At 42.3% G+C, this 22,832-nt stretch carries 20 protein-coding genes, 1 pseudogene, 1 riboswitch and 1 other annotated feature; of the genes and pseudogenes, 4 read left to right on the forward strand and 17 right to left on the reverse strand.

Annotated features, from left to right (window positions below; all coding sequences use genetic code 11):
- The first annotated feature begins 31 nt into the window (after nt 1-31).
- Entirely contained in the window at nt 32-526 is a 495-nt protein-coding gene (gene moaC, locus H2672_RS01290; protein ID WP_186668119.1) for a cyclic pyranopterin monophosphate synthase MoaC, read from the forward strand.
- Between the two features lie 16 nt (nt 527-542).
- Here the strand turns inward: moaC and H2672_RS01295 are convergent, their stop codons facing one another.
- The 5 genes from H2672_RS01295 to H2672_RS01315 are packed head-to-tail and all read right to left on the reverse strand — an operon-like array spanning nt 543 to nt 4,303.
- Entirely contained in the window at nt 543-1,049 is a 507-nt protein-coding gene (locus tag H2672_RS01295) for a MogA/MoaB family molybdenum cofactor biosynthesis protein (protein ID WP_186668363.1), read from the reverse strand.
- Between the two features lie 24 nt (nt 1,050-1,073).
- Complete coding sequence (locus tag H2672_RS01300) at nt 1,074-2,093, reverse strand: ThiF family adenylyltransferase (RefSeq protein WP_186668121.1); 1,020 nt, start codon at nt 2,091-2,093, stop codon at nt 1,074-1,076.
- 37 nt (nt 2,094-2,130) lie between these two features.
- Nucleotides 2,131-2,778 (reverse strand): response regulator, encoded by a 648-nt coding sequence (locus tag H2672_RS01305; RefSeq protein WP_186668122.1) that lies wholly within the window; start codon nt 2,776-2,778, stop codon nt 2,131-2,133.
- Nucleotides 2,775-3,842, reverse strand: a complete 1,068-nt coding sequence (locus tag H2672_RS01310; protein ID WP_370569573.1) for a sensor histidine kinase — start codon at nt 3,840-3,842, stop codon at nt 2,775-2,777. The genes H2672_RS01305 and H2672_RS01310 overlap by 4 nt, the downstream gene beginning before the upstream one ends.
- Entirely contained in the window at nt 3,839-4,303 is a 465-nt protein-coding gene (locus H2672_RS01315; RefSeq protein ID WP_186668124.1) for a GAF domain-containing protein, read from the reverse strand. The genes H2672_RS01310 and H2672_RS01315 overlap by 4 nt, the downstream gene beginning before the upstream one ends.
- Before the next feature lie 223 nt (nt 4,304-4,526).
- Between H2672_RS01315 and H2672_RS01320 the strand changes: the two genes are divergently transcribed.
- Nucleotides 4,527-5,984, forward strand: coding sequence for an RNA-guided endonuclease InsQ/TnpB family protein (locus H2672_RS01320; protein WP_255485245.1), 1,458 nt, complete (start codon nt 4,527-4,529; stop codon nt 5,982-5,984).
- Between the two features lie 399 nt (nt 5,985-6,383).
- Here the strand turns inward: H2672_RS01320 and H2672_RS01325 are convergent, their stop codons facing one another.
- Genes H2672_RS01325 through ric form a run of 4 tightly spaced genes read right to left on the reverse strand, consistent with a single transcriptional unit; the run spans nt 6,384 to nt 9,296 of the window.
- Nucleotides 6,384-7,010 carry an ATP-binding cassette domain-containing protein gene (locus H2672_RS01325; RefSeq protein ID WP_186668129.1) on the reverse strand — a complete coding sequence of 209 codons (627 nt, stop codon included), beginning with the start codon at nt 7,008-7,010 and terminating at the stop codon, nt 6,384-6,386.
- Entirely contained in the window at nt 7,003-7,713 is a 711-nt protein-coding gene (modB, locus tag H2672_RS01330) for a molybdate ABC transporter permease subunit (protein ID WP_186668130.1), read from the reverse strand. The genes H2672_RS01325 and modB overlap by 8 nt, the downstream gene beginning before the upstream one ends.
- A 17-nt stretch (nt 7,714-7,730) precedes the next feature.
- A complete protein-coding gene (modA, locus tag H2672_RS01335) occupies nt 7,731-8,546 on the reverse strand; it encodes a molybdate ABC transporter substrate-binding protein (RefSeq protein WP_186668132.1) in 816 nt (271 codons plus the stop codon).
- Between the two features lie 51 nt (nt 8,547-8,597).
- Nucleotides 8,598-9,296, reverse strand: coding sequence for an iron-sulfur cluster repair di-iron protein (ric, locus tag H2672_RS01340; protein ID WP_186668134.1), 699 nt, complete (start codon nt 9,294-9,296; stop codon nt 8,598-8,600).
- Nucleotides 9,297-9,764: 468 nt separating this feature from the next.
- On the opposite strand from ric, the gene H2672_RS01345 reads away from it, so the two are divergent.
- A complete protein-coding gene (locus H2672_RS01345) occupies nt 9,765-10,298 on the forward strand; it encodes a GNAT family N-acetyltransferase (protein ID WP_186668135.1) in 534 nt (177 codons plus the stop codon).
- Between the two features lie 207 nt (nt 10,299-10,505).
- Here the strand turns inward: H2672_RS01345 and H2672_RS01350 are convergent, their stop codons facing one another.
- The 3 genes from H2672_RS01350 to H2672_RS01360 are packed head-to-tail and all read right to left on the reverse strand — an operon-like array spanning nt 10,506 to nt 14,169.
- Complete coding sequence (locus tag H2672_RS01350; RefSeq protein WP_255485234.1) at nt 10,506-11,543, reverse strand: ribonucleotide-diphosphate reductase subunit beta; 1,038 nt, start codon at nt 11,541-11,543, stop codon at nt 10,506-10,508.
- Nucleotides 11,522-11,962 carry a flavodoxin gene (locus H2672_RS01355; protein ID WP_186668139.1) on the reverse strand — a complete coding sequence of 147 codons (441 nt, stop codon included), beginning with the start codon at nt 11,960-11,962 and terminating at the stop codon, nt 11,522-11,524. The genes H2672_RS01350 and H2672_RS01355 overlap by 22 nt, the downstream gene beginning before the upstream one ends.
- Entirely contained in the window at nt 11,947-14,169 is a 2,223-nt protein-coding gene (locus tag H2672_RS01360; protein WP_186668141.1) for a ribonucleoside-diphosphate reductase subunit alpha, read from the reverse strand. The genes H2672_RS01355 and H2672_RS01360 overlap by 16 nt, the downstream gene beginning before the upstream one ends.
- Nucleotides 14,170-14,380: 211 nt before the next feature.
- A riboswitch (cobalamin riboswitch) is annotated at nt 14,381-14,563 on the reverse strand.
- A 360-nt stretch (nt 14,564-14,923) separates the two neighbouring features.
- Nucleotides 14,924-15,129 (forward strand) — a binding site (T-box leader).
- Between the two features lie 60 nt (nt 15,130-15,189).
- Here H2672_RS01360 and argS point away from each other — a divergent pair.
- Nucleotides 15,190-16,854: pseudogene (gene argS / locus H2672_RS01365) on the forward strand (arginine--tRNA ligase).
- A 206-nt stretch (nt 16,855-17,060) separates the two neighbouring features.
- On the opposite strand, the gene H2672_RS01370 reads toward argS, so the two are convergent.
- The 5 genes from H2672_RS01370 to H2672_RS01390 all read right to left on the reverse strand — a co-directional run bounded on the left by H2672_RS01370 (nt 17,061) and on the right by H2672_RS01390 (nt 22,812).
- A complete protein-coding gene (locus H2672_RS01370) occupies nt 17,061-18,401 on the reverse strand; it encodes an LLM class flavin-dependent oxidoreductase (protein ID WP_186668143.1) in 1,341 nt (446 codons plus the stop codon).
- Between the two features lie 222 nt (nt 18,402-18,623).
- Nucleotides 18,624-19,319, reverse strand: coding sequence for an ECF transporter S component (locus tag H2672_RS01375; protein ID WP_186668145.1), 696 nt, complete (start codon nt 19,317-19,319; stop codon nt 18,624-18,626).
- Nucleotides 19,295-20,974 (reverse strand): ABC transporter ATP-binding protein, encoded by a 1,680-nt coding sequence (locus tag H2672_RS01380; RefSeq protein ID WP_186668148.1) that lies wholly within the window; start codon nt 20,972-20,974, stop codon nt 19,295-19,297. The genes H2672_RS01375 and H2672_RS01380 overlap by 25 nt, the downstream gene beginning before the upstream one ends.
- Nucleotides 20,956-21,834 (reverse strand): energy-coupling factor transporter transmembrane component T, encoded by an 879-nt coding sequence (locus H2672_RS01385; protein ID WP_186668151.1) that lies wholly within the window; start codon nt 21,832-21,834, stop codon nt 20,956-20,958. Before H2672_RS01385 ends, H2672_RS01380 begins: the two co-directional genes overlap by 19 nt.
- A 105-nt stretch (nt 21,835-21,939) precedes the next feature.
- Complete coding sequence (locus H2672_RS01390; protein ID WP_186668153.1) at nt 21,940-22,812, reverse strand: DUF4430 domain-containing protein; 873 nt, start codon at nt 22,810-22,812, stop codon at nt 21,940-21,942.
- Nucleotides 22,813-22,832 lie beyond the last annotated feature (20 nt).

Consider the following 22,832-nt stretch of genomic DNA (forward strand, 5'->3'; position numbering starts at 1 on the left):
TATTATGTACGGTATGAAAGGAATGACTCCATTGTCAGAGCTCACACATTTCAACGAACAGGGCCGTGCGAAAATGGTCGACGTTTCCCATAAAGCAGAAACAGTTCGGACAGCAATCGCAACGTCATCCATCATCGTCAATGAACTAATTCATTCACAAGTAACAGAAGGGTCCAATAAAAAAGGCGATGTATTCGCAGTTGCCCAAGTCGCGGCTATTATGGCAGCAAAAAGCACATCGTCCATCATTCCCATGTGCCACCAAATTCCACTAACAGGTGTCAATATTCGGTTTGAATGGAACATCGATGAATCCGCTGCCCATTATGAAGTAGTAATCGAAGCTGAAGTGAAGACGAAAGGCGTGACTGGCGTTGAAATGGAGGCACTTACTGCCGCTTCCGTTGCTGCACTCACCATTTACGATATGTGCAAATCAGCCGGTAAAGAAATTGTTATCGGTCCGACAATGCTCCTTCGGAAAACCGGTGGGAAAAACGGTGATTTTCAACGCAGAGACGCTTAACGCATCTTTGCGTTTTTCATCCCTTCAAGTGCTTTGTCAGCTCATGAACAATATGATGGATTTCAGGTAAAATCAGCTTGTCCATCGCTAGTTCAACGGCTTTCACAGATCCCGGGAGTGCGAAAAACGCCTTCTCTTCAATTACACCCGCTGCCGCTCTGCTTAATAATGCCTTCGATCCAACATCTTCTGTGTAGCTCAAATAACGAAACAATTCACCAAATCCATCTATCCTTTTTGTGAAAAAAGGCACTACAGTTTCAATCGTGACGTCACGGAAGCCGATGCCAGTCCCACCCGTTGAAATGATGGCATTAACGGCCTTATTCCGTAACCATTCTTCGATGATCGACTCAATTTCCATCTTGTCATCTCGACATATCCGTGATTCAAAAACATCGTGCCCCATCGATTCGAGTTTTTGCCGGATTATCGAGCCACTTTTGTCATTCGATACAGTACGCGTATCACTCGTCGTCAACACGCAAAAAATGAGTTTTTCCCCTTTATCCGTTTCATTCATGTGCGACAAGCCTATTCCTCCAATTCACCCAAAAAACTGATGGTACAATTTACGGCCTATTTTTAGATCCTTTAATCCATGAATCAATAAACGACCATTGCCGAATAAAATACAGCGATACCCTTCCGCATGAAATTCCATGAAAAACGGCGTCACCTTATAGGGCTCCCCCAACCTTTTGGCGACTGCTTCTCCATCCGCAATCGTCAATAAACGACTTACACCCGGGATAATTTGTACGGTATCCCGACCGCATAGCACCGCATATCCAGCCCCCTCTACACGGTGCAGTGCAGGATATGTCGGCGCATTTCCGCATGTCTCACATACTTCGTTCCGCAGACGTGAAATACCTGCTTCTACATGCGTATTGTTCCAAACGTCAAAATGGAATAGCTTCTTGCGCATAGCATCCTTATTCCCCGTTAACCACTTCAGCGCTTCAGCACTTTGATGCGCCGCCGTAATTTGAACTGCAGGCGCAATAATTCCTGACGTATCGCAGGTTTCATTAACCGATGGTAAAACCGGCAGCAAGCAGCGGAAACAGGCTGACTCGCCTGGCACAAATGGAAAAACTGTACCCGAACTGCCCACACATGCGCCATAGATCCATGGAGTATTCTTTTTCCATGCGCAATCATTTATCAACAGACGCGTTTCAAAATTATCCGTCGCATCCATGATTAAATCAACGTCTTCAGTAATCTGCTCCATAAGCGGACCATCTACATGATCTAGCACAGTTACAATGTCAATATCTTCGCGGATCATCCTTAATCGCGCTTCAGCAGCAACCACTTTCGGTACACCATCCCGCGCATCTTGTTCAGTAAAAAGCTGTTGTCTTTGCAGATTCGAAGGCTCAACATAATCCCGATCCGCAATCGTCAGCTTTCTTACTCCCGCACGGACAAGCATCTCTGAAACAGCTGAACCTAATGCTCCACAACCAACAATTACCACATGAGATGAACTTAACTTACCTTGTCCCATTTCGCCTACAGGTTTGAACACTATTTGCCTTGAATAACGGTGTTCCATATTTCCGCCCCCCTGTCATCGTACAGAGATCCCAATGTTAAAAATTCAAAAACTTTTTCCTCAGCGCATACTCGACAAGTTCAGGTCTGCCCTTCAATTGGAGCTTTTCCATGATTTTCGATTTATGTGCCTCCACCGTTTTGACAGAGATATATAATTTCTCTGCAATTTCTTTATTGCCATATCCCTTTGCGACAAGTGGGAGAACTTCAATTTCACGTTTCGATAAAATCTTAAATGGATCCGTTTCAATACTATCCGTGTCTTTTTTGATGAATTCTCGAACGAGCGAAGTCGTCATTGAAGGATGAATATATGTCCCTCCCTCGTAAACAATACGAATCGCGGCGAGCAATTCCTCATCCGGTGAATTTTTCAACACATAGCCAGATGCTCCATTCTTTAAAACGTGGAATAAATACTCCTCGTCATCATGCATCGTCAGAATAAGGATTTTCGTTTCGGGAAAGTCTTCTGATACTTTCCCTGTCGCAATTAGTCCGCTTTCTCCCGGTGGCATGCTCAAATCCATAAGCAAAAGATCTGGACGGAGTTTCGCAACCAGATCATACGCCTCAAGTCCATCAGCAGCGGTCCCAATCACCTCCATATCGTGTTGGAAGTTCAAAATATGCATGAACCCGCTACGAACGACCGCGTGATCATCCGCAATTATAATTTTCAAGCGTATTTCCCCCCTTCATACAATGGTATTTCCAGTCGTACACTCGTCCCTTTTCCAGGTTCAGTAAGGACAGTCGTTCGCCCTTCAACCAACTCTGCCCGTTCCCTCATCCCATATAGACCAAGACCTGTACCTTTTGGATGAATCGCGTTCAAATTAAATCCGATTCCTTCGTCGATAACATGTAACTTCAAATACCCATCATCTTCAAATAGCCTAACAGTAAGATCCTCAGTGCCTGCGTATTTTAGTGCATTAAACACCGCTTCCTGGCAAACCCGGTAAACGACTGTTTCAATTTCACCTTCGTATCTTTTCGAGTCCAGCTCCGCTGTAAAATGGACGACAAGTCCGTAGTTTTTTTCCATCCATTTAAAATGTGTTCTAAATGCAGCTTCCATCCCTAAATCATCAAGTGTCGCTGGTCTTAGTTCGACGGATAGATGACGGATATCGTCCAATAACCGCATGAGTGAGCCTTCTGTCTGCTGCACTTTTTTTAACACTTCTGCATCGACATTCATATATTTCAATACACGAAGTTCAACTAGTGAACTAAGCACTTCCTGCGCCACCCCATCATGCAACTCCCTCGAAATCCGTTTTCGCTCGTCTTCCTGGGCTTTGATGATATTTTTCGTAATCATTTTCTGATTAAGCATTTCCTGTGTTTTATATTGTTTCGTCAAATCACGGAGCATGAATACACGGATCCCGTTTTCCACGTCAATCGTTTGATAACTAGCCGTGTAAGGAATAACCCCTTTGCCCTTGGTGTCCAAGTACACTTGGAACGAACTGAAATCTTCATCTGGGCTCTTCAAATAACACGATATGCATGTCTGAAGCTCTTGTTCATTCGTATAACCTTTACAGGACATGCATATCGCCTCTGCATCGCCTGCCGCCATGCTATCGAGTACTTCCGCATTCAAAATGAGTTCGGCAGCGCTATTCATTGTGAGTACCTTTCCAGTACGGTCAAAAAAGAAGATGGCCTCTGCAGAATTGCCATACATCTTCATCAACAGATCCGTCAATTGAAATTCACTCATACTCTTCAATTTCCAACCATCTCCTTATTAAAAAATTGGCCAAACGTCGGACCAACCACCTGTTTAAATTCCGTAAAACATTCTAGCGTCAATTTCTCTTCGGTACGGTAACCTACAAGTAACACACCTTTTACTCGATTATATTCATAAAGCGCGATTGCACCAAAACTTTTCAACCCTTCTGCTACGATAATCGGATAATTATACAGGTCTTTTCTTCCAATCATTTTTTCCGCATCTTCTACAAGGAGCGGTTTGCCTGTCTTAAAAACATGACCTACAATACCTTTACCAGTTTGTAAAACGATTCTTCGATAACGGTTACTTCGATTTCCTATAGTAAATACCCATTTCAGCTCGAACCGGAACTCTACCGATTGGACAAGTGCCAACCCGACAAAGTCAAAGGCGAAATGGTCCCGCAGACGTCCCATTTCCTGTTGGTAATTAAAATCGTTCTGTCCATTCATCCCTTTTTACTCCTTATATAGAAAAAAGGCGGTTGCCCCTTTCCTACTATTTAATTCAAACTGTTCTTTCTATCAGTTTTGTCAAGAGTACCCCTTCTTCAAATTTCGATAGAAATTAAGGAGGGGGTGAATTGATGCTTTTTGTTTGCATTGTGAATCGTAAAAATAGCTCTTTGAACATATGTTCGATATACTAGATATAAGGAGCTGAACTATTATGACTTTGGAAAAAGATTCTCCTAAAAATTATAAGACTCGTCAAATTTGGATTAAAAAAGGACATCGGTTGTTTCCTTACTTTCAAGAAATGACTCAAAACGCTAAAAACATGCACAACACAACGAACTTTTATATAAGGCAGGTTTACACTGGATTAACCCAAGATAAACCACTCCAACCTTTACAAATTGAAGTTTTGAGCACGATTGAAGATAATTTGTTTAAAATAAATGAAGTTCAGACGGCTACTTTTTACAAGAAAAATGAAAAGGAACAATCAAAACCTGAAGAAAAACGAAAAGAAGTGAAGTGTAATTTATTTGAAAAGCCTTCACAAGAGCAACCCTATGTTAATTACAACTTTTTGGATGCTTTATTTAAATTAATTGGTCAAAAGGATTATCGTTCACTACCTGCACAGTCGAGCCAATCTGTTATGAAGACTGTGTTCCAAAATTGGAAATCATTTTACGCTAGTTTAAAAGATTACAAACTAAATCCATCCAAATACAAAGCAGTTCCTAAAATACCTACTTACAGTCGTGCGTCCAAGAAAGAAATCACTTTCACAAACCAAAATTGTGCCATAAAAAACAATCGGTTTTTAAAGTTCCCAAAGACAAAGGAACAATTGAACATTGGAAAATTGGGTTGTGCTGATGGTAGATTGAAACAAGTCCGTGTGATTCCAAAATACAACCAATATGTTGTTGAATTAGTAATGGAAGTTCCTTCCGAAGCGCTTCAATTAGAAGATAACGGTAGATTCACGAGTATTGATTTAGGCATTGATAATCTTGCAACCATTGTGACTAACACAGGTCGTAGACCTGTATTAGTCAAGGGCAAAAACGTCAAATCTGTCAATCAATATTTCAATAAACAAAAAGCACATTTCCTTGGCGTTTTAAGACAAGGAAAACAACCAAAACAAGGCTTTTACACTTCTAAACAATTGGAAAGGTTACATCAAAAAAGACAGTTGAAAATCAAAGATATTTTTCACAAAGCAAGCACCACTATCGTTAAAATCGCACTGGAAGAGAAAACAAACACGATCATAATCGGTAAAAACAAAGATTGGAAACAACAAATCAATATAGGGAAACAAAATAATCAATCATTTGTTAGTATTCCACATAACTTGCTTATCAACATGATTGACTATAAAGCTGCCCAATATGGAATTAATGTTGTTTTAACCGAGGAATCCTACACCTCCAAAGCTAGTTTTCTTGATGGTGACGATATTCCCACTTATGCCGAAAGTGATACGAAGAAACCGTTCTCTGGTAAGCGTATTAAAAGAGGTCTGTATTGCTCGGGTCGAAATTGGTTAATCAACGCTGATGTGAATGGTGCTGCAAATATTTTGAAGAAAGCATTGTATAGGTTAACAAAAGAAACTGATTTCAATATTGAAACAGTGAATGTTTGGAACCCAAAATCAATTGTTATATAAAAGAAGTCCCAACGGCAAGACCAATGGGATAGAGGGTCTGGGCGTTAGTAGACCGCCAAAGTGACAGCCCCACTGCTCGTTAATCGTTCAGGTTCGCTTAGATTTTAGGAGAATACATCGACACGACAGAAACCCCTTCCTCAAAAATGCGTTAGCATTTTAGATGGGGGAGCATTCATAAAGAATACGGCTTCCTCAAACATAATTCAACGGCACAGCCCCCTTACTCTTTGGATTGACGGGAATCAAAAATTTGTTCATTCACATACTTCTAATTGTACGTTCAGTTAAGGAGTCTTCCTAGTAGGGATGTTCCTAGTAAACAGGGGAACACGCAACCACTCATAAACAATGCACGACCGAGCAATATAAATAGCTGCTTTATCTATCCAAAGCGGACTAGATAAAGCGGCCTTGTTCAATTTTATATATACGTGTTGCAACTTTTTCCGCTTCTGTCCAATTGTGAGTCACCATGATAATGGGGATATTCAAATTACGCTGAATATCCGTAATGACTGTAAGCGCGTCATGCCGTGCTTTATCGTCCAATGCCGATAGGGGTTCATCAAGAAGAAGAATATCAGGTTCCGTCGCAAGCGCACGTGCAATTGCAGTTCGCTGTTTTTCCCCACCAGACATTTCATGGGGATAGGCATTTCGCAGATGACTTATTCCGAATTGATCGAGCAGCGCAAGTGCTTTTTCGGATTTCTGTGCAGACTTCATACCATACTGAACATTTTTTTCTGTAGTCATATGAGGGAATAACGCATAGTCCTGCATGACATATCCAACACTTCGTTTTTCAGTTGGACATGGTTTTTGGTTGGATGAAAAGTAAGTGTTTTCCCCCATATGGATATGGCCTAAGTTTGGTAGAGTAAGACCAGCAATCATATCTAGACATGTCGTCTTTCCAGAACCGGATGGTCCAAATAAGACGCTCACTTCTCCTTTAGCCGCTTTAATCGCCACATCGATTTTAAAATCCGGCAAATCTTTAATGAGATGTGCGTCAAACATTACGAGGGGCTCCCCCTTTCCTTTTCACAGTGAAACGCCGCAAATTCTGATTCGACCACCAACTTAGCCAGAGAATTGTGGAAAATCCAAGTGCGACGATAATAATCACCCAAAATGTTGCTGTTTGCATATCACCGGCTTCAACCGCAAAGTAGATGGCCATGGGAATGGTGTCCGTTCGACCAGGGATATAGCCTGCAATCATCAGTGTCGAACCAAACTCGCCGAGTGCGCGGGCGAATGTAAGGACGAAGCCCGCAAGTAAACCCGGCCAGGCTAGCGGTAATGTGATTGTGCGGAAGACGCGCCATTTTGAAGCACCTAGTGTATGAGCCGCGGCCTCCAATTTTCCGTCGACTTGTTTGAATGCAGCTGACGCACTTTGATACATGAGTGGAAAAGCGACTACTGTCGAAGCGATAACGGCTCCAATCCAGGAGAAAACGATTTGAAGATGTGCGTAATCATACAGCCATTTTCCAAGAAACTGATCTTTTCCAAATAGGATAAGCAGTCCGAATCCAACGACCGTCGGCGGTAATACAAGTGGTAACAGGAAAAACGCTTCAATGATTGTCTTCCCTAAGAAGTTTTTCCGTGCAAATATGCGTGCGAGGAACGTGCCAGTGAGAAAAACGATAATTGTCGCAATGGCCGCGACTTTGATAGAGAGCATGAGCGGCCCGTAACTGATTTCTCCCATTGGCAGTGTTCCTCCTTTTAGTTTGTAAATCCGAAATCTACTAGTATTTTTTGTACTTCTGGTGTCTTCATATAATCAAGAAATGTGCTAGCTGCTTTCGGCTGTTTTGTCGCAGAGATTAGTGCACCGGGATAGACAGCTGATGAATGCAATGTTGGATCAATTTCCGAAATGACTTCTACTTTATTAGACGAGTGGGCATCACTTGTGAAAACAATGCCCATCTCGGCATTACCTGTCTCCACAAAGGTTAATACTTGGCGGACATCCTTGCCGAAGACGAATTTAGGTTCGAGTACCTCCCATTCGCCAAGTTTTGTGAGCGCTTCTTTTGCGTAAACACCCGCAGGTACAGTGTCCGGGTTACCGATGGCAAAGTGGTCGATTTGGGACGTAAACGGATTCTCTTCATTCAACAGCGAATTATCTCCATCTTTTTGGCGAATAACAACTAACGTATTGCTTGTGATGTCTATTCGCGTATCCGATTCAATTTTACTGTTCTTTTCAAGTTTGTCCATATCCGAACTACTTGCGGAAATGAAAACATCGACGGGTGCACCATTTTTGATTTGTTGTGCAAGCTTACCAGACGAACCGAAAGTGAACGTGACCTGAATACCTTTGTTGACTTTTTCAAATTCGGTTGCAATTTCAGTTAGCGCCGGCGTCATACTTGAAGCTGCCGCCACAAGGATTTCTGTTTTTTCGTCAGCCTCTGATTTTGTGCATGACGCAAGGATAAGCAGGATGGAAATAACTAATAAGAGTCGTCTCATTTTATCCCAAACCCCTTTTCTTCTATCATAACGGACATAGTGGAATGGTTCCACGCTAAAAAACCACCCCATGAGGTGGTTTTTTAAAGCGTTTTCTTTAGTAAATCAAAGTGCGGCCCGCACACGGTCAAATAAATTGTTATTTTCGAGATGAACATGATCAAACGTGTCTTTTTCGAGTTGTGCAAGACGTGCGTATACGAGTCTATATGTTCCGCACGCACCATCTGGAGGCATGAAGTTATTTGTAAGATCGCGTAATTCAGCTAATAATTCCCCTGCATTCTCATGCTCTCTCTCGAGTTCCAATATATATGGTTTAACTTTCTCTTTTAGTTCAGGTGTAGGCTTTTCTAAAAACTTTAGAATGAGTGGGAAGACATTCTCATCTTCATCTGCCGTATGGTCAAGGAGTTCGCTACGTAATTCTTTGAAGATTTCTTGAACACGAAGGAGATGCGGTTGATTTTCCCCGTGAACACGGGAAACTTTCGTAATGTACGGTGCAAGGAGTAAAAACTCATCCCGCAGTCCATCGTGATACCTTCTTTGAATATAGGCAACAAGTGTTTTTGAATTGAATGATATCGGGTCCATTCCACCCTGTTTCCCCCATGTCTTTTCCATTTCCTTGATGCTATTTAAAACATCTTCTGGGTTAAGTTTTCGTTCTTCTGCAGCATCTTTTAAAGCTATTTTCCCTCCACAGCAAAAGTCGATGCGCAGACATCTAAATAAATCTGCACTTTTAGGGAGCACCGTGACGATATCGCAAACTTGTGTATCAAGTGTTAATTGACTCATTATAGTTTCCTCCTAATCTCCATTTTACCGGGAACTATTCCCAGTAAAAGTATACAAGACAGGAATTAATGAATGTAGTAGGGTTTGCCCTATTTCGGGGGAAAAGCTGTCTTTGGATAAACTATATAGTCGGCACTTAACGACTAGAATGTTCTTCCAATGCCGCTTAGTCGCTTGGTGATGGCCTTACGCAATAAGCCCGCCAGAAGAACACTGTCAGTCTAATTGCCTCGGCGCCTGCAGGATGCGGGTGTGCAGCCTTTGCCTCAGGACGCGGCGACATTGGGCTGCCTTTCATTAGTGTCGCTCCTTCGCTAGATTTGTTCGCTATACGTGCGACCCAGTTAACTCCAAATAAGTAGTGCCGAATATATAGAGATGGATTTTTTCAATAAGTAGACTCCATTGTTCCACTTGAGGTACTATCAAACTTTGGTAGCCATTCAAACTAGAAAGTAGCTGAGGGTAATGATGAAATTCCATTTAAAAGACGGCGATGAAGTAATGATAACAGAGGCGACTACAGAACATGCCCAACATATGGTTGATTTCTATAATGTCGTAGGCGGAGAAACAGACTTTCTTTCATTCGGAAAAAATGAATTTAATCAAAAAGCAGAAACATATAAAGAGTTTCTAGAATCTACACGACTGGAACAAAACTCCATTATTTTACTAGCAACCGTAAATGATAAAATTATAAGCATTGCATCTATTAACTCTAGCCAGAAGAATAGAATTAAGCATGTCGGAACGTTAGGTATTGTTATTAGCGAACAGTTTACCGGGCAAGGATTAGGCCGGAAAATGATGGAACAACTAATCCAGTGGGCAGCCTCAAACGGAGTCACTAACAAAATTAGTCTCGTCACTAGAGAAGATAATAATCTAGCTATTGAATTGTATGAAAAACTTGGATTTGAAAAAGAAGGCCTCGTTTTAAAAGATACATTAATTGATGGTGTTTATTACAACACGCTTGTGATGGGATTATTTTTTTAGTACCTATACTCCCCTGGAGAGTGTTTAGTATGTCCTTTTTATATCGGTATGTGGTACCAGCTGCTGCCACAATTCGAAGGGCACAAATTGTTTCAGTAACTGGTACAATGTATTTTCCGCCATACTACCAAGGATTTGAAGGGAATCTTCATTTCAAACTATTTAATCGTAAAAAAGCACACAACTCATGTTGTGTGCTTTTTTCATTCACAAATCATCAAAGCCATTAAGATCGCTTGTTTTAACATACTGCCGTGAAGATTGTTCGAAGAAGTCGGTTTTTGTATCGTCGAAACTGTCGACATATGCGCGGATCCACTTCATTGGATTGTCAGTGTACTCGGGATAAATTTCACTAAGTCCGAGCATGCGAAGCATTTTGTTCGCGCGATATTTCACATACCCTTCCATTTCGGCAAGGTCGATACCTTCAATATCTGCAAGTACATAACGGCTCCAGATGACTTCCTGTTCAACCGAATGTTTGAACTGATCGTAAATCCATTCCGTGAATTCATCTGTATTATAATTAGGATTTTCTGCAAGTGCTGCACGGAATATGTCACTAATTGCTTTACCATGTTGCAATTCATCACGATTAATATACGAAATCATTGTCGAAGTACCGACCATTTTCTGATTGCGCGCGAGATTGTAGAAGAATGCAAACCCACTATAGAAAAATAGCCCTTCAAGCAGCGTCGTATAGACCATCGCTTTCAATGCTGATTCAATTGTCGGACGCTCGGCGAAGTCGTTGTAGACTTCTACAATGCGCTCATTCCGTTTTAACAGCACTTCGTCTGAGCGGCCCATTTCAAAGGAAGCCATTTGCTTATTAAGTGTGGTAACCGATGAAAGTACATAAGCGTAACTGTGATTATGTTCACTTTCCTGATCGGCGATTGTAGCCATAATTGATTTAACAGAAGGATCGGTTGTGTAATCTGCCATTTTCAAAGCGATTGTCGTCTGTGGTCCGTCAAGTGTCGCGAGCAAGCCAATGATTTTAAGAAATGCGTCTTGTTCTGGCTTTGTCAGCGACGAGAATTGCTTGACGTCTTGTGTCATATCGACTTCATTCGCCGTCCAGAATAGTGAACGAATTTGTTGACGTAGTGTATAGAAATGCGGATGTGCGATGTCGTTCCAGTTGAGGATACCACTCGCTTCCCCACCGAAAATAGCCGTTGATTTGTTTGGATGTGCAGGTTCTAAGACCTTCACTCGTTTAAGTTTTTCCAATGTCTGATGACTCCCTTCGACCATTCAATTACTTTTTCTTGCTGTATGCCACGTGGGCTTTGTTCGATTTTAAGCGGCTCATAAGGGGATGCGTAAAACCGCGCTAACTTCACCGCTGCGTGGCAGAATAATGCATCGCCGCCAAATTGGGTATCACCCGTTCCGAAGACGTATACATTATCCGGTTTATACCCCACATCCGCTACAAAGTCTTTTACTTCGTCAGGCGTTGAGCCTTGCTCCCACGTGAATGACCCGAAGATCATCGCATCAAAATCGCGGGGGTTCGGAATGACACCCCCACCGATTCGATACGTTGTAACAGCTATATTTTCTACAACTAACGTTTCTTCAATCATTTCCGCAACTTCCTGCGTGTTTCCGCTCCACGATGCGTAGACGATTAAGAATGACACCATTCACACTCTTCAATATCCGTCGCAGTTGAACGTGTATAGTACGTTGTTTTCATGCCAGACTTCCACGCTTGCAAATGAAGTTCAAGCAGAACCGATGCGCGAATTGAATTCGGAACATAGATGTTGAATGAAATTGCTTGGTCAATATGGCGCTGTCTTGCTGCGTTTTGTTTGATTGACCAACGTTGATCGACGATATAAGCGGAACGACGGTAAACGTCGTACGTGTTGTGATTAAGATCAGGTGCAACTACCGGAAGCTTATAATCTTTCTTTTCTTCATGATAAAACGGTTTGAAAACCGGATCGATTGATGCAGTTGATCCTGCGATAATAGACGTCGAGCTATTTGGTGCAATTGCCATCAAATAGCCATTACGCATACCGTTTGTTGCAACATCAATGCGGAGTTCGCGCCATTCCTTCGAATCATAGTTCTTGTTTTCGAAATAAACGCCAGACTGCCATTCGGATCCTTCATATAATGGGTACGATCCTTTTTCAGCAGCTAGTTCCATTGAAGCTTTAATCGTCAAATAAGCGATCTTCTCATATAATTTATCAGCATAATCCACTGCTTCATTTGATTCCCATTGAATGTTTTGCAGGGCAAGCAAATGGTGCCAGCCAAATGTCCCTAGACCGATTCCGCGGTAACGGGCGTTAGTACGCTGCGCTTGAACAACCGGTATTTTATTAAGATCGATAACGTTATCAAGCATGCGCACTTGAATTGTAATGAGTCTTTCTAAAACGCTTGCTGGAACTGCCCGTCCAAGGTTGATAGATGATAAGTTACAGACAACGAAATCGCCTGGTTTTGAACGCGTGACAACGATATCGTCTTCGAGCGTAACAGACTCGAATTCAGTCGCGCTCATATTTTGAGTGATTTCTGTACAAAGATTCGACGAATAAATCATGCCTTCATGTTTATTGGCATTCGCACGGTTTACTTCATCACGATAAAACATGTACGGTGTTCCCGTTTCCAATTGACTGCGCATAATCCGTTTCATAAGATCGATTGCAGGAACAATTTCACGGCTAAGCTCCGGATTATTGACACACTCTTCGTATTTCTCACGGAACGAACCCGCACCTTTTGTCTCATCGTAAAAGTCCTCTAGTGAATAGCCCATGATTGTCCGAACTTCATGCGGATCGAACAAATGCCAATCTCCACGTGCATCCACTTGTTCCATATAAATATCAGGAAGACAGACGCCCGTGAAAATATCATGTGCGCGCAAGCGGTCGTCTCCGTTGTTCAATTTTAGGTCAAGGAACGTGAAAATATCTTTGTGCCAAACATCGAGATAAACGGCGATTGCACCTTGTCGCTGACCAAGTTGGTCAACGCTTACTGCCGTGTTGTTCAACTGTTTAATCCATGGAAGTACGCCACTTGAAGCGCCTTTAAATCCACGAATGGACGAGCCACGACTGCGGACTTTCCCCATGTAAACACCAATGCCGCCACCGTACTTCGACAAGTTAGCGATATCCGTATTGCTGTCATAAATGCCTTGCAAAGAATCGTCGACCGTGTCGATAAAGCAACTTGACAACTGGCCATGTGGTTTTCCAGCATTCGACAACGTCGGTGTTGCAACCGTCATATAGAGGCTGCTCATCGCCCAGTATGATTCCGCCACTTTTTCAAGCCGGTTAGTTGTCTCGTCTTGCATCAATGTCATCGCGATGACAAGCCAGCGCTCTTGCGGAAGTTCAACCGATTGTTTGCTAAAGTCAACAGCGACATAACGGTCCATAAGTGTTTTTAGTCCAATATATGTGAATAGCTTGTCCCGTTCTGGTTCTATTAGATTGCCAAGAGTGACAAGATCTTCCTTTGAATATTTCTCCGTTAGGACAGGTGTATATAAACCTTCATTAACAAGAAGCGCAACGTTTTCCGCGAAGTCTGTATAAACCTTTGCGCCACGAAGCTTTTCTTGACGATTGTAAACGTCCCAGAGGTGGATACGTGCAGCAACAAACGTCCAATACGTTGTCGCCTCATCTAGATTGCTAAGCGATTCTAATGTCATCGCCTTCGCCCACTCCGACTCAGTCCCCTCAGCGTGTTTCTGTTGCCAGCGATCACTTGCAGTAATAAGGGGCATTATTTCCTTTGCTCCAAATTCACTTTGTAGTTTATCTAGTAACTGATCAATGCCAGTCTTTATAGTTGTAGTTGTCATAATTATTGTCTCCTCCCATATGTAGATGAATCATGTGCAGACGCTCGCTATTTTACGTTTTTCAATATAAATGAGTGATAGCTTCACCTGTTTCGGTAGAGCCATCACTCATGGGTTAGTTGTCGGAAACAAAATGGGGCCGCGGGTAATCTTCGAGTAAAGAAGGTAGACGGTATCCCGTTCGCTTCCACTCTCAACCCCCGAAGAAAGTGTTGCTTGACGATGAAAGGCAGGTCTCCTGGCTAGCGCTTCAATCTACCCACCTAGCCTTCCCATGGAGTTTTCCACAGTGGCTCATACGGCGGTCGTCGGCGCTTACAGTTGCGGGGGCAGCTCCGGTTTTTCCGGATTCCCTTTTAAACCAATATCGGTACCATTCTATCGTTCAATACTATATGTTGTGTCTGTTTCTCTCTGTATACCCTAACATGTTGTGTTCTAGACGTAAATAGGTAGAAAATCCGCTTGTTCGACAATCAACAGCTTATCCACATATCCACAGTCATTCTCCCTAGTCGCTTTGACCGCCATCATCGTCATTGTTGCAGATGACGTGAAAGTTATGAACAGTTTTTTAAAATCTATTTTTTTTTTGCATAATGCCTCTCTGATAGATCAAGCAGATCTCCCATGTCGTTTAATACTATATAATATGTTCTACACAGAAACAGGAACACACTTCCAAACTATTCTAAACCATTAGTAATATCTGTCTTTTAGTTGACACTTAACCCTTCATTTGTTACATTCAATTACAATATCTGTGATGAAGAGAGTAGCAATCGATTCTATTTCAGCGAACTGGGGGCGGTGGGAGCCCAGTGAAGAATGCTTGTGAACCGCACTTCGGAGATGCTTTTCTGAAAGTTTTAGGAAAAGCCGGTGTCTCGCCGTTATGAGGAAGTGGCCCCTATACGGGCAATTTGAGTGGTACCGCGGAAGTAAGCTTTCGTCTCATTAATTTGAGATGAGGGCTTTTTTTACGTTTTTTTATGCCATCAACCAAAAGGAGAGTTGACAATGAAAATGGATATCTTGCAAGTACTGCAACAATTTAGTTCGATTCCATTGAATGAAAACATGCTTGAAAGGCCTGTCCATGCTCATTTAGGCGATTTGGCTCTACCATGCTTCCCGTTCGCAAAAGAACTTAGAAAATCACCTGTTGTTATTGCCGATGAAATTGCCCTGGCAATCAATCACCCGCTGATCCATAAAGCAGAAGCCGTCAACGGGTATGTGAATATCTTTCTGAACCGTTCTACGATTACCAGTGCCCTACTGCAAAAAATTCTAGATCAATCCGCATCCTATGGTTCATCAAATGAAGGTAATAACGGGATTGTCACCATCGATTTGTCTTCCCCCAATATTGCAAAACCGTTTTCCATGGGGCATCTACGCTCCACTGTCATCGGGAATTCAATTGCACTATTACTTGAAAAGAATGGTTTCAAGACAGTGAAAATCAATTACATCGGCGATTGGGGTACGCAGTTCGGCAAGTTGCTGACAGCCTACCAGAAATGGGGCGACGAACAAGAAGTGCAGCAAGCACCAATCCAGACGCTGTTAAAGCTGTACATCCGTTTCCACGAAGAAGCGGAGCATAACGACTTCCTGAACGACGAAGGCAGAGCGGCATTCAAAGCCCTGGAAGACGGTGATACTGAAGCGCTAGCATTATGGAAGTGGTTCAAAACCGAATCCCTCAAGGAATTTCAACGCATTTATGATTTGCTGGGTATTACCTTTGATTCCTATAACGGCGAGGCCTACTACAATGACAAGATGGAACCAATCGTTAAAGAGTTGGCGGATAAAGGACTTTTAAAAGAATCGAATGGCGCACTTGTCGTTGAACTCGATGAAGATATGCCGCCTTGTTTGATTATGAAGTCAGATGGAGCAACATTATATGCCACACGCGATTTAACCGCTGCAATCAATAGAAAAGAAACCTATGATTTCGTGAAATCCCTCTACGTCGTTGGGAATGAACAAAGTCTCCACTTCACGCAATTCAAGCGAGTACTCAGTAAAATGGGCTACGAATGGGCAGACGATATCCAACACATTCCTTTCGGTCTTATATTGAAAGCTGGAAAAAAGATGTCGACCCGCAAAGGAAAAATCGTCTTATTGGAACAAGTTCTGAATGAGGCGATTTCGCTTGCACAGACAACAATCGAAACGAAGAATCCAAACTTGACTAATAAAGCAGAGGTTGCTGAAGCAATCGGTGTTGGAGCCATCATTTTCGGTGATCTGAAGCAGCACCGCAAACACGACATCGAATTCAACTTAGAAACAATGCTCCAGACTGAAGGGTAAACCGGTCCTTACGTCCAATATGCTCACGCACGGGCCAAATCAGTGTTAAGGAAAGCTGGCGACATACAGCCGTATAGCGTGGATGAAGTAAATGATTTCGAATGGGAAATCATCCGAGCATTGGAAGAGTTCCCACAGACAGTCAAGCGCGCTGCGGATGACTTAGACCCTTCCGTTATAGCAAAGTACGCAATCGACCTTGCTCAAACATTCAGCTCATTTTATGGTAATGTCAAAGTGCTTTCAGATGCAGATCACCTGTCGTACAGAATTGCGCTGATCACAAGTACCGCGATTGTCTTGAAAGAGGCTCTGAGATTATTAGGTATGAAGGCACCTGAGGAGATGTAATTGGTGTTATTTTCAGCGCATAAAAAAACTTACAACAATTAATTTCCGAAGCACTGAAGAAACAATGCCACAAAAATGAAGCCCTCATCTTATTCATTTAAGACGAGGGCCTTTTTTATGCGGGGCAATGAAAAACAATGTCTTACAAATTTTGTCGAATAGCAACATGTTCATGTATAGGTTCGCGCTTTGATGTTGCCCTGTTTTCAGTTCTCGACTGATGATTGTTCTAGGGCATAGCGGTTCTTCATAAATGGTAGCCCTAAGTGGCCCCGTAACGTATCAGCTTCATATTCCAAACGGAAAATCCCTCTTTCTTGAAGAATCGGTACGACTTTCTCTACAAAATCGGTCAATCCGCTAGGCAAATTGGCAATGAGCATGAAACCATCTACTCCCCGCTTGTCGTACCATTCTTGAATAAGGTTTGCCACGTTCTCCGGCGTCCCGATGAACGGCGTACGCGGTGTAGCTTCCCGAAGTGCAACTTGGCGAAGCGTCAAGTTTTGTTCGCACGCCTCTCTTTTAATACGATCTGTATCACTTTGAAAACTATTTTCCCCTAAACCGTCTAGATTTGGAAACGGCTGATCGAGTGGATAGTGCGAGAAATCATGATGTTCAAAAAGCCTGCCTAAAAAAGCAAGTGCTTGGTCAATCGTCACTAAATTAGCCAGCTCTTCGTATTTGCTTTCAGCCTCTTCGCTTGTATCGCCAATAATCGGACTGATTCCTTGCAAAACGATAAGATCATCTGGATTTCGACCAAGCCTAGCTGCCCTACTTTTCACATCACGGTAGTAATCCTGCGCCTCTTCCAGCGACGTCATAATCGCAAAAACAGCATCCGCCTCCTTCGCTGAAAATGCTTTCCCATCCTCTGAAGAACCTGCCTGAAAAATAACGGGTTGACCTTGTTTTGACCGACTAATGTTCAATGGTCCTTGCACAGAAAAAAATTCACCTTGATGGTTCAGACGATGTAATTTATTGGGGTCAAAAAACGAACCCTTCTCTTTATCACGAATAAAAGCATCATCTTCCCATGAATCCCATAGCCCTTTCATCACTTCTACGAACTCCGACGCCATCCGATACCGATTTAGATGCTCCGGATGTTCTTCAATGCTTTTGCTGAAATTTAAAGCCGTTTTTTCAAGCCCAGTCGTCACAGCATTCCACCCTGCCCGTCCCCCACTGATCAGGTCGAGTGAAGCAATTTGACGCGCTGCTGAAAACGGTTCGCTATAAGTCGTCGACAATGTGCTAACCAATCCTATTTTCGATGTAATCGCGGCAAGTGCAGAAAGAACCGTCAGCGGCTCAAATCGGTTCAAATAATGTGGATTGGATTTTTCAGTAATGAATAAAGCATCAGCGATGAACACAAAATCAAATTTCCCTTGTTCAGATACTTGTGCCTGCTGTTTATAAAAATCAAAACTCACACTGGCATTAGATGGAATATCAGGATGCCTCCAGTCCGAAATCTTTTCTCCAACACCATGGATCATCGTTCCTAGCTTTAGTTGTCTTCGTGCTGCCATCTATCTCTCTCCAATCCATTATTTTATTTGAAATGAAACGTCCCTTTTCAATTCCTCGAGAAAACGATATACACTCTTTACTTTTTATCATCTCATTAGTCTTGTCTAGTGACGAAATACTAACCAACAAAAAACAAACATGAATCTACTTATTCACGTTTGTTTTTTTATATGAAAGTTTAAAGAGCCGCAACATTGTACGGTGCCAATTCCCAATCAACGTTATATGACAGCATCCAACAATCCGTATTTTTTTTTGAAGCGTTGTAATATTTTTATCCAACTTGCGCCAAATACAACAAGGAAGAATACGTTCGATAATCCATGTGCGAGGTCGAAATAAATGCTAGCAACATAAATCCCAACAAATAAGTCCCATGTGAAATTCTCGAGGTTACTCACGATCATCCATATATTCATGAACCAGCCAAATAAATAGCCCCATAGGAAACCGAACAAACACTTACCCCATATTTTCCCCATCCACCATGTATTGCGCAGCAAGCCTGCACTCATACCCATCATGCCCCACGCATACATTTGCCATGGCGTCCATGGACCTTGTCCGAGAAAAATATTGGAGACGACTGCAGCGACCGCCCCAACGATGAAGCCCGATTCTGCTCCAAAAACAAGACCTACCATAATAATGACGAACGACGTTGGCTGAACACTTGGTAAGCCTGCAAAAGGAACACGACTTACAGCAGCAATCGCCGCCAACATCGCTAATAGTACGATTTCTCGCACCGCTATTTCCCTGATTTCAAAACGGGCAAAGAACGGAAGCATAATGCACCCAATGATGACAAAGCTTACTAGTAGATAGGCATTATATTTAAAAAATGCGATGGATACGACTAACAAGACAAGGATGATAATTGAAACGACTGTTAAGTAACTACGGGAACGGGCCATGTCGCCAGCGCCTCCTCTAACGTAAGTACTTCACGTACATTACTCAATCGTGTCGCACGATTAATTGCTGTCGTATAAAAGTAGTTTCCTTTAAATAATTGTTCCGGCGTCCCATCGACTGTTATTTCCCCGTCGAACATCATCGCGCATCTTTGCGCATTTTGAGCGGCGAATTCAATATCATGCGTAACCATCATAATTGTCAAACCTTCTTTGTGAAGCCTCGACAATACTTCTGAAAATCGTTCTTTTGAGATGGGATCTAGCCCTTTCGTTGGTTCGTCGATGAACAACATGTCAGGTTTTCCAATTAACATACACGCAAGTGCTGCTTTTTGTACTTCCCCACCCGAGCAATCATACGGATGGCGGTCGCGCAAATGAGCGATATCAAATACATGTAATAGTTCCGTAATTATAGCTTTCCCACTGTCAATCCTATGACGAGTCACAGCTTCTTGCATTTCTTTTTCTATCGTGTCATGCAAAAAGTAGGTTCGGGGATTTTGCGGCAAATAAGCTATTTTTTCATAGAGTTCTTTTCCTTTCAACTTGCTGGTGTCTTTTCCTTCGTAGCGGGCTGTTCCCCTCTGAGGTTTAATGCTCCCGATACAAGCTTTTAGTGCAGTCGTTTTTCCCGAGCCATTTCCACCAACTAACGCAAAAAATTCTCCCTTGCTAATATGTAAGGATAGGCTTTTTAAAATCATCGGCCCCTTTTTTTCATACTGAAAATAGACATCCTTTACGGCTACTAACTGAGCGTTTGGTAAGGACTCCACCGCCGGTCTTACAACAGGGTCTTCGCTAACTAATTTCGGCATCTTCGCAATCCAACCTTTACTCTCCTTCACGGACAAAGGAATGTCCTTGCATTCAAGGGAAGTTTCAAGTTCCATGTAAAGCCTTGATAGTGACGGTATAAAAGGAATAAATCGCTCATCTTTCTGCAGATAAAGGTCATTAATGACCTCTTTACTACTTCCCGTATAATTAATTTCACCACTGTCCATCATAATTATTCTGTCTGCAACTCCAAACAGTTCTTCCAGACGGTGCTCGACAAGAATAATCGTAATACCCATTTCTTTGTTTAACCTTTCGAGCATACTAATCAAATCTTTCGCGGCAATTGGATCGAGTTGAGAAGTCGGTTCATCTAGTAGAAGCACTTTGGGTTTCATCAATAGGACGGATAGTAGATTCAACATTTGTTTTTGTCCACCGGATAGTTCAGACGGTTTTAATCGTAATAATCCTTCCATCCCGAAAAAGTGGACCATCTCAGCAACTCGTTTCCGCATTTCAAAGTTCGAATAACCCAGATTTTCCAACCCAAAAACAATTTCCTGCATTACTTCATCCATAATAATTTGGTTATCGGGATCTTGAAAAACGAGGCCAATTTGTTCAATTAACGTCCGTTCATCGCATTCTTCTAAGCGTTTACCCACATAAAATATATCTCCAGTCCTATTCCCAACAGGAGCAAGCTCTTTCTTTAACAAGCGCAATAAAGTTGTTTTTCCACAACCGGTTGGTCCACATAATACGATAAATTCACCTTCTGTCACAGTAAGGTTTATATTTTTCAGCACTTTCCAAGTCGTATCCGGGAATCCAAAAGACATATTCTTCACATTGAAAACTTCCACTTCACTTGTTCTCTCCCTTCAACGAGCAATGGAAATGACATTAATAAAGTCATGCAGACAAGCATAACCCAGTCGAATAAATAGAATTGAAGCGTACCAAGTTCAGGATAAATAATGATTTTTCCGTACCCGAATATTCCACCCGCGATACAAACACTAAAAAGTAACATTAACGTTAGTAGCCATCCCTTATCGCGCTTATCCATTTTATACGGTACATAGGGGCTTCTTTTCCCGATTCCATATCCCCTTGCTTTCATTGAATCCGCTGTTTCAATTGCTTCTTCCAACGACCAGGTCAACAGAATTTGCAACATCACCATTGCACTTTTTGCTCTTTCCCGGATTGTCCCAGATGCAATCGTCATCCCTCTGATTCGCTGCACATCGTTTATTTCATCGAATCTTCTTTTTAATAGCGGTACAAAACGAATGACCAACATTGTTAAAAAAGCGGTCTTCGGCAAAAATTTAGAAAACACAAATAAAAATTTATTGCCATTTAAAATAAGGTTAAATGATATGAACATCAGCAATATAATAACTAATGACAACGCCATAACGATACCGTACATCGTCGCCTCAAGCGTTACTTGCTTTCCACGAAAATAGAAAAAAATAGTAGTTCCTCTTGAATTCAAAAATGGATTTACTAAAATAATGATGGTGCTCATCCCAATGAGCATTGGAATCCATTTTTTAAGCGCCTTTCCCTTGTCATGCGTACTGTTAACGCCTATTAACACTAAACAGGCGACAAGTAAAAACAGTGGATGATTGAAATACATCGCTAAAACCCCGACACAAACGTAGTAGAAAAATAGTACGAATGGGTGGTAGCCACGAAAGCCATTTTCCATGCATGTACACCGTCTTTCATGTAGTTAAACGATTGTAATATATTAAGCGTAAAGCCGACCCAATGTGTTTGATGAACACATTGGGTCGGCTTTCCTTAAGCAAAGTTATCGACGGAACGGCTTCAAATCAGCATTTAAGTCTACACCAAGATTCGTTGTATAAAGCCATTCAACCCGATCACCAGCTAGTAGCGATACAGCCCCAGCACCTCGGTCAGGAAAGATTCCGTTGACGCGGTACATCCAGCCGCTCCCTTGACCACGGTCAAATTCGTATACATTGCCCATGCCTTCTACGTAGGCAGTGGCACCTTGGCCACCCCTGTAATCCATTTGAATCTTCTTTTCTTTTGTAATGGCTATTAAAGCCTTAAGAACCGTGTCACCATCAATGATTTTCATCTCTGTTGCTGGTAACGGAGCTTCGCTGGACGAGATTACAATTGAGTAGGTAATCGTGCTCGCCTGTGTTTCCGGTTGTTCTTCTTTTTCAGCAGGTTTTTTTGTTGGCGTTTCAACAGGCTTGGAAGGCGTCGGTTGAGAAGGTACCGGTTTAGTTACGACCGGTTCCTTCTTATTGTCCACAACTGGTTTAGAGAGTTGCTTTTCTCCCGCATCGCCGCCGGATTCCGTCGGTTTATTTTTTGCGTTGTCATTTGGCGTTATTTTATCTTGTTTCTGCTCATTTTTATTCGTAGTAGGCTGCGTCTCTTTCTCGACTGTTGCAACCGGTTTTATGGGTTCAACTTGTATGTCTTCCAGTTTGTTGTCTAGTTCGTCTTCAGTCGAATCTACTACTGCCAATTCGGATGGTTCTTCCTTGTCGTCTAACTGTCCTTCATCTGTTACCTCTTCCTGCTCAATTACCTTTTTCTCCAACCCCGTTGGCTTCTGCAATGACGTTCCGCACGCACTTAAAACGAACATCATAACGAAAGCTACTAATAGGGAAACAAACGACTTGATAGTAGATTTCAAATATAGTCCCCCTTTCACTT

Source organism: Sporosarcina sp. BP05, assembly GCF_014282005.1.
Classification (GTDB): Bacteria; Bacillota; Bacilli; order Bacillales_A; family Planococcaceae; genus Sporosarcina.

Bases quoted from the DNA above. Each gene is read 5' to 3' on its own strand.
- H2672_RS01355 (WP_186668139.1), bottom strand. From the start codon at position 11,962: ATGGTGTCATTCTTAATCGTCTACGCATCGTGGAGCGGAAACACGCAG.
- H2672_RS01315 (WP_186668124.1), bottom strand. From the start codon at position 4,303: ATGAATGGACAGAACGATTTTAATTACCAACAGGAAATGGGACGTCTG.
- ric (WP_186668134.1), bottom strand. From the start codon at position 9,296: ATGAGTCAATTAACACTTGATACACAAGTTTGCGATATCGTCACGGTG.
- H2672_RS01345 (WP_186668135.1), top strand. From the start codon at position 9,765: ATGATGAAATTCCATTTAAAAGACGGCGATGAAGTAATGATAACAGAG.
- modB (WP_186668130.1), bottom strand. From the start codon at position 7,713: ATGGGAGAAATCAGTTACGGGCCGCTCATGCTCTCTATCAAAGTCGCG.
- H2672_RS01360 (WP_186668141.1), bottom strand. From the start codon at position 14,169: ATGACAACTACAACTATAAAGACTGGCATTGATCAGTTACTAGATAAA.
- H2672_RS01325 (WP_186668129.1), bottom strand. From the start codon at position 7,010: ATGTTTGACGCACATCTCATTAAAGATTTGCCGGATTTTAAAATCGAT.
- H2672_RS01370 (WP_186668143.1), bottom strand. From the start codon at position 18,401: ATGGCAGCACGAAGACAACTAAAGCTAGGAACGATGATCCATGGTGTT.
- H2672_RS01295 (WP_186668363.1), bottom strand. From the start codon at position 1,049: ATGAATGAAACGGATAAAGGGGAAAAACTCATTTTTTGCGTGTTGACG.
- H2672_RS01385 (WP_186668151.1), bottom strand. From the start codon at position 21,834: ATGGAAAATGGCTTTCGTGGCTACCACCCATTCGTACTATTTTTCTAC.
- H2672_RS01375 (WP_186668145.1), bottom strand. From the start codon at position 19,319: ATGGCCCGTTCCCGTAGTTACTTAACAGTCGTTTCAATTATCATCCTT.
- H2672_RS01300 (WP_186668121.1), bottom strand. From the start codon at position 2,093: ATGGAACACCGTTATTCAAGGCAAATAGTGTTCAAACCTGTAGGCGAA.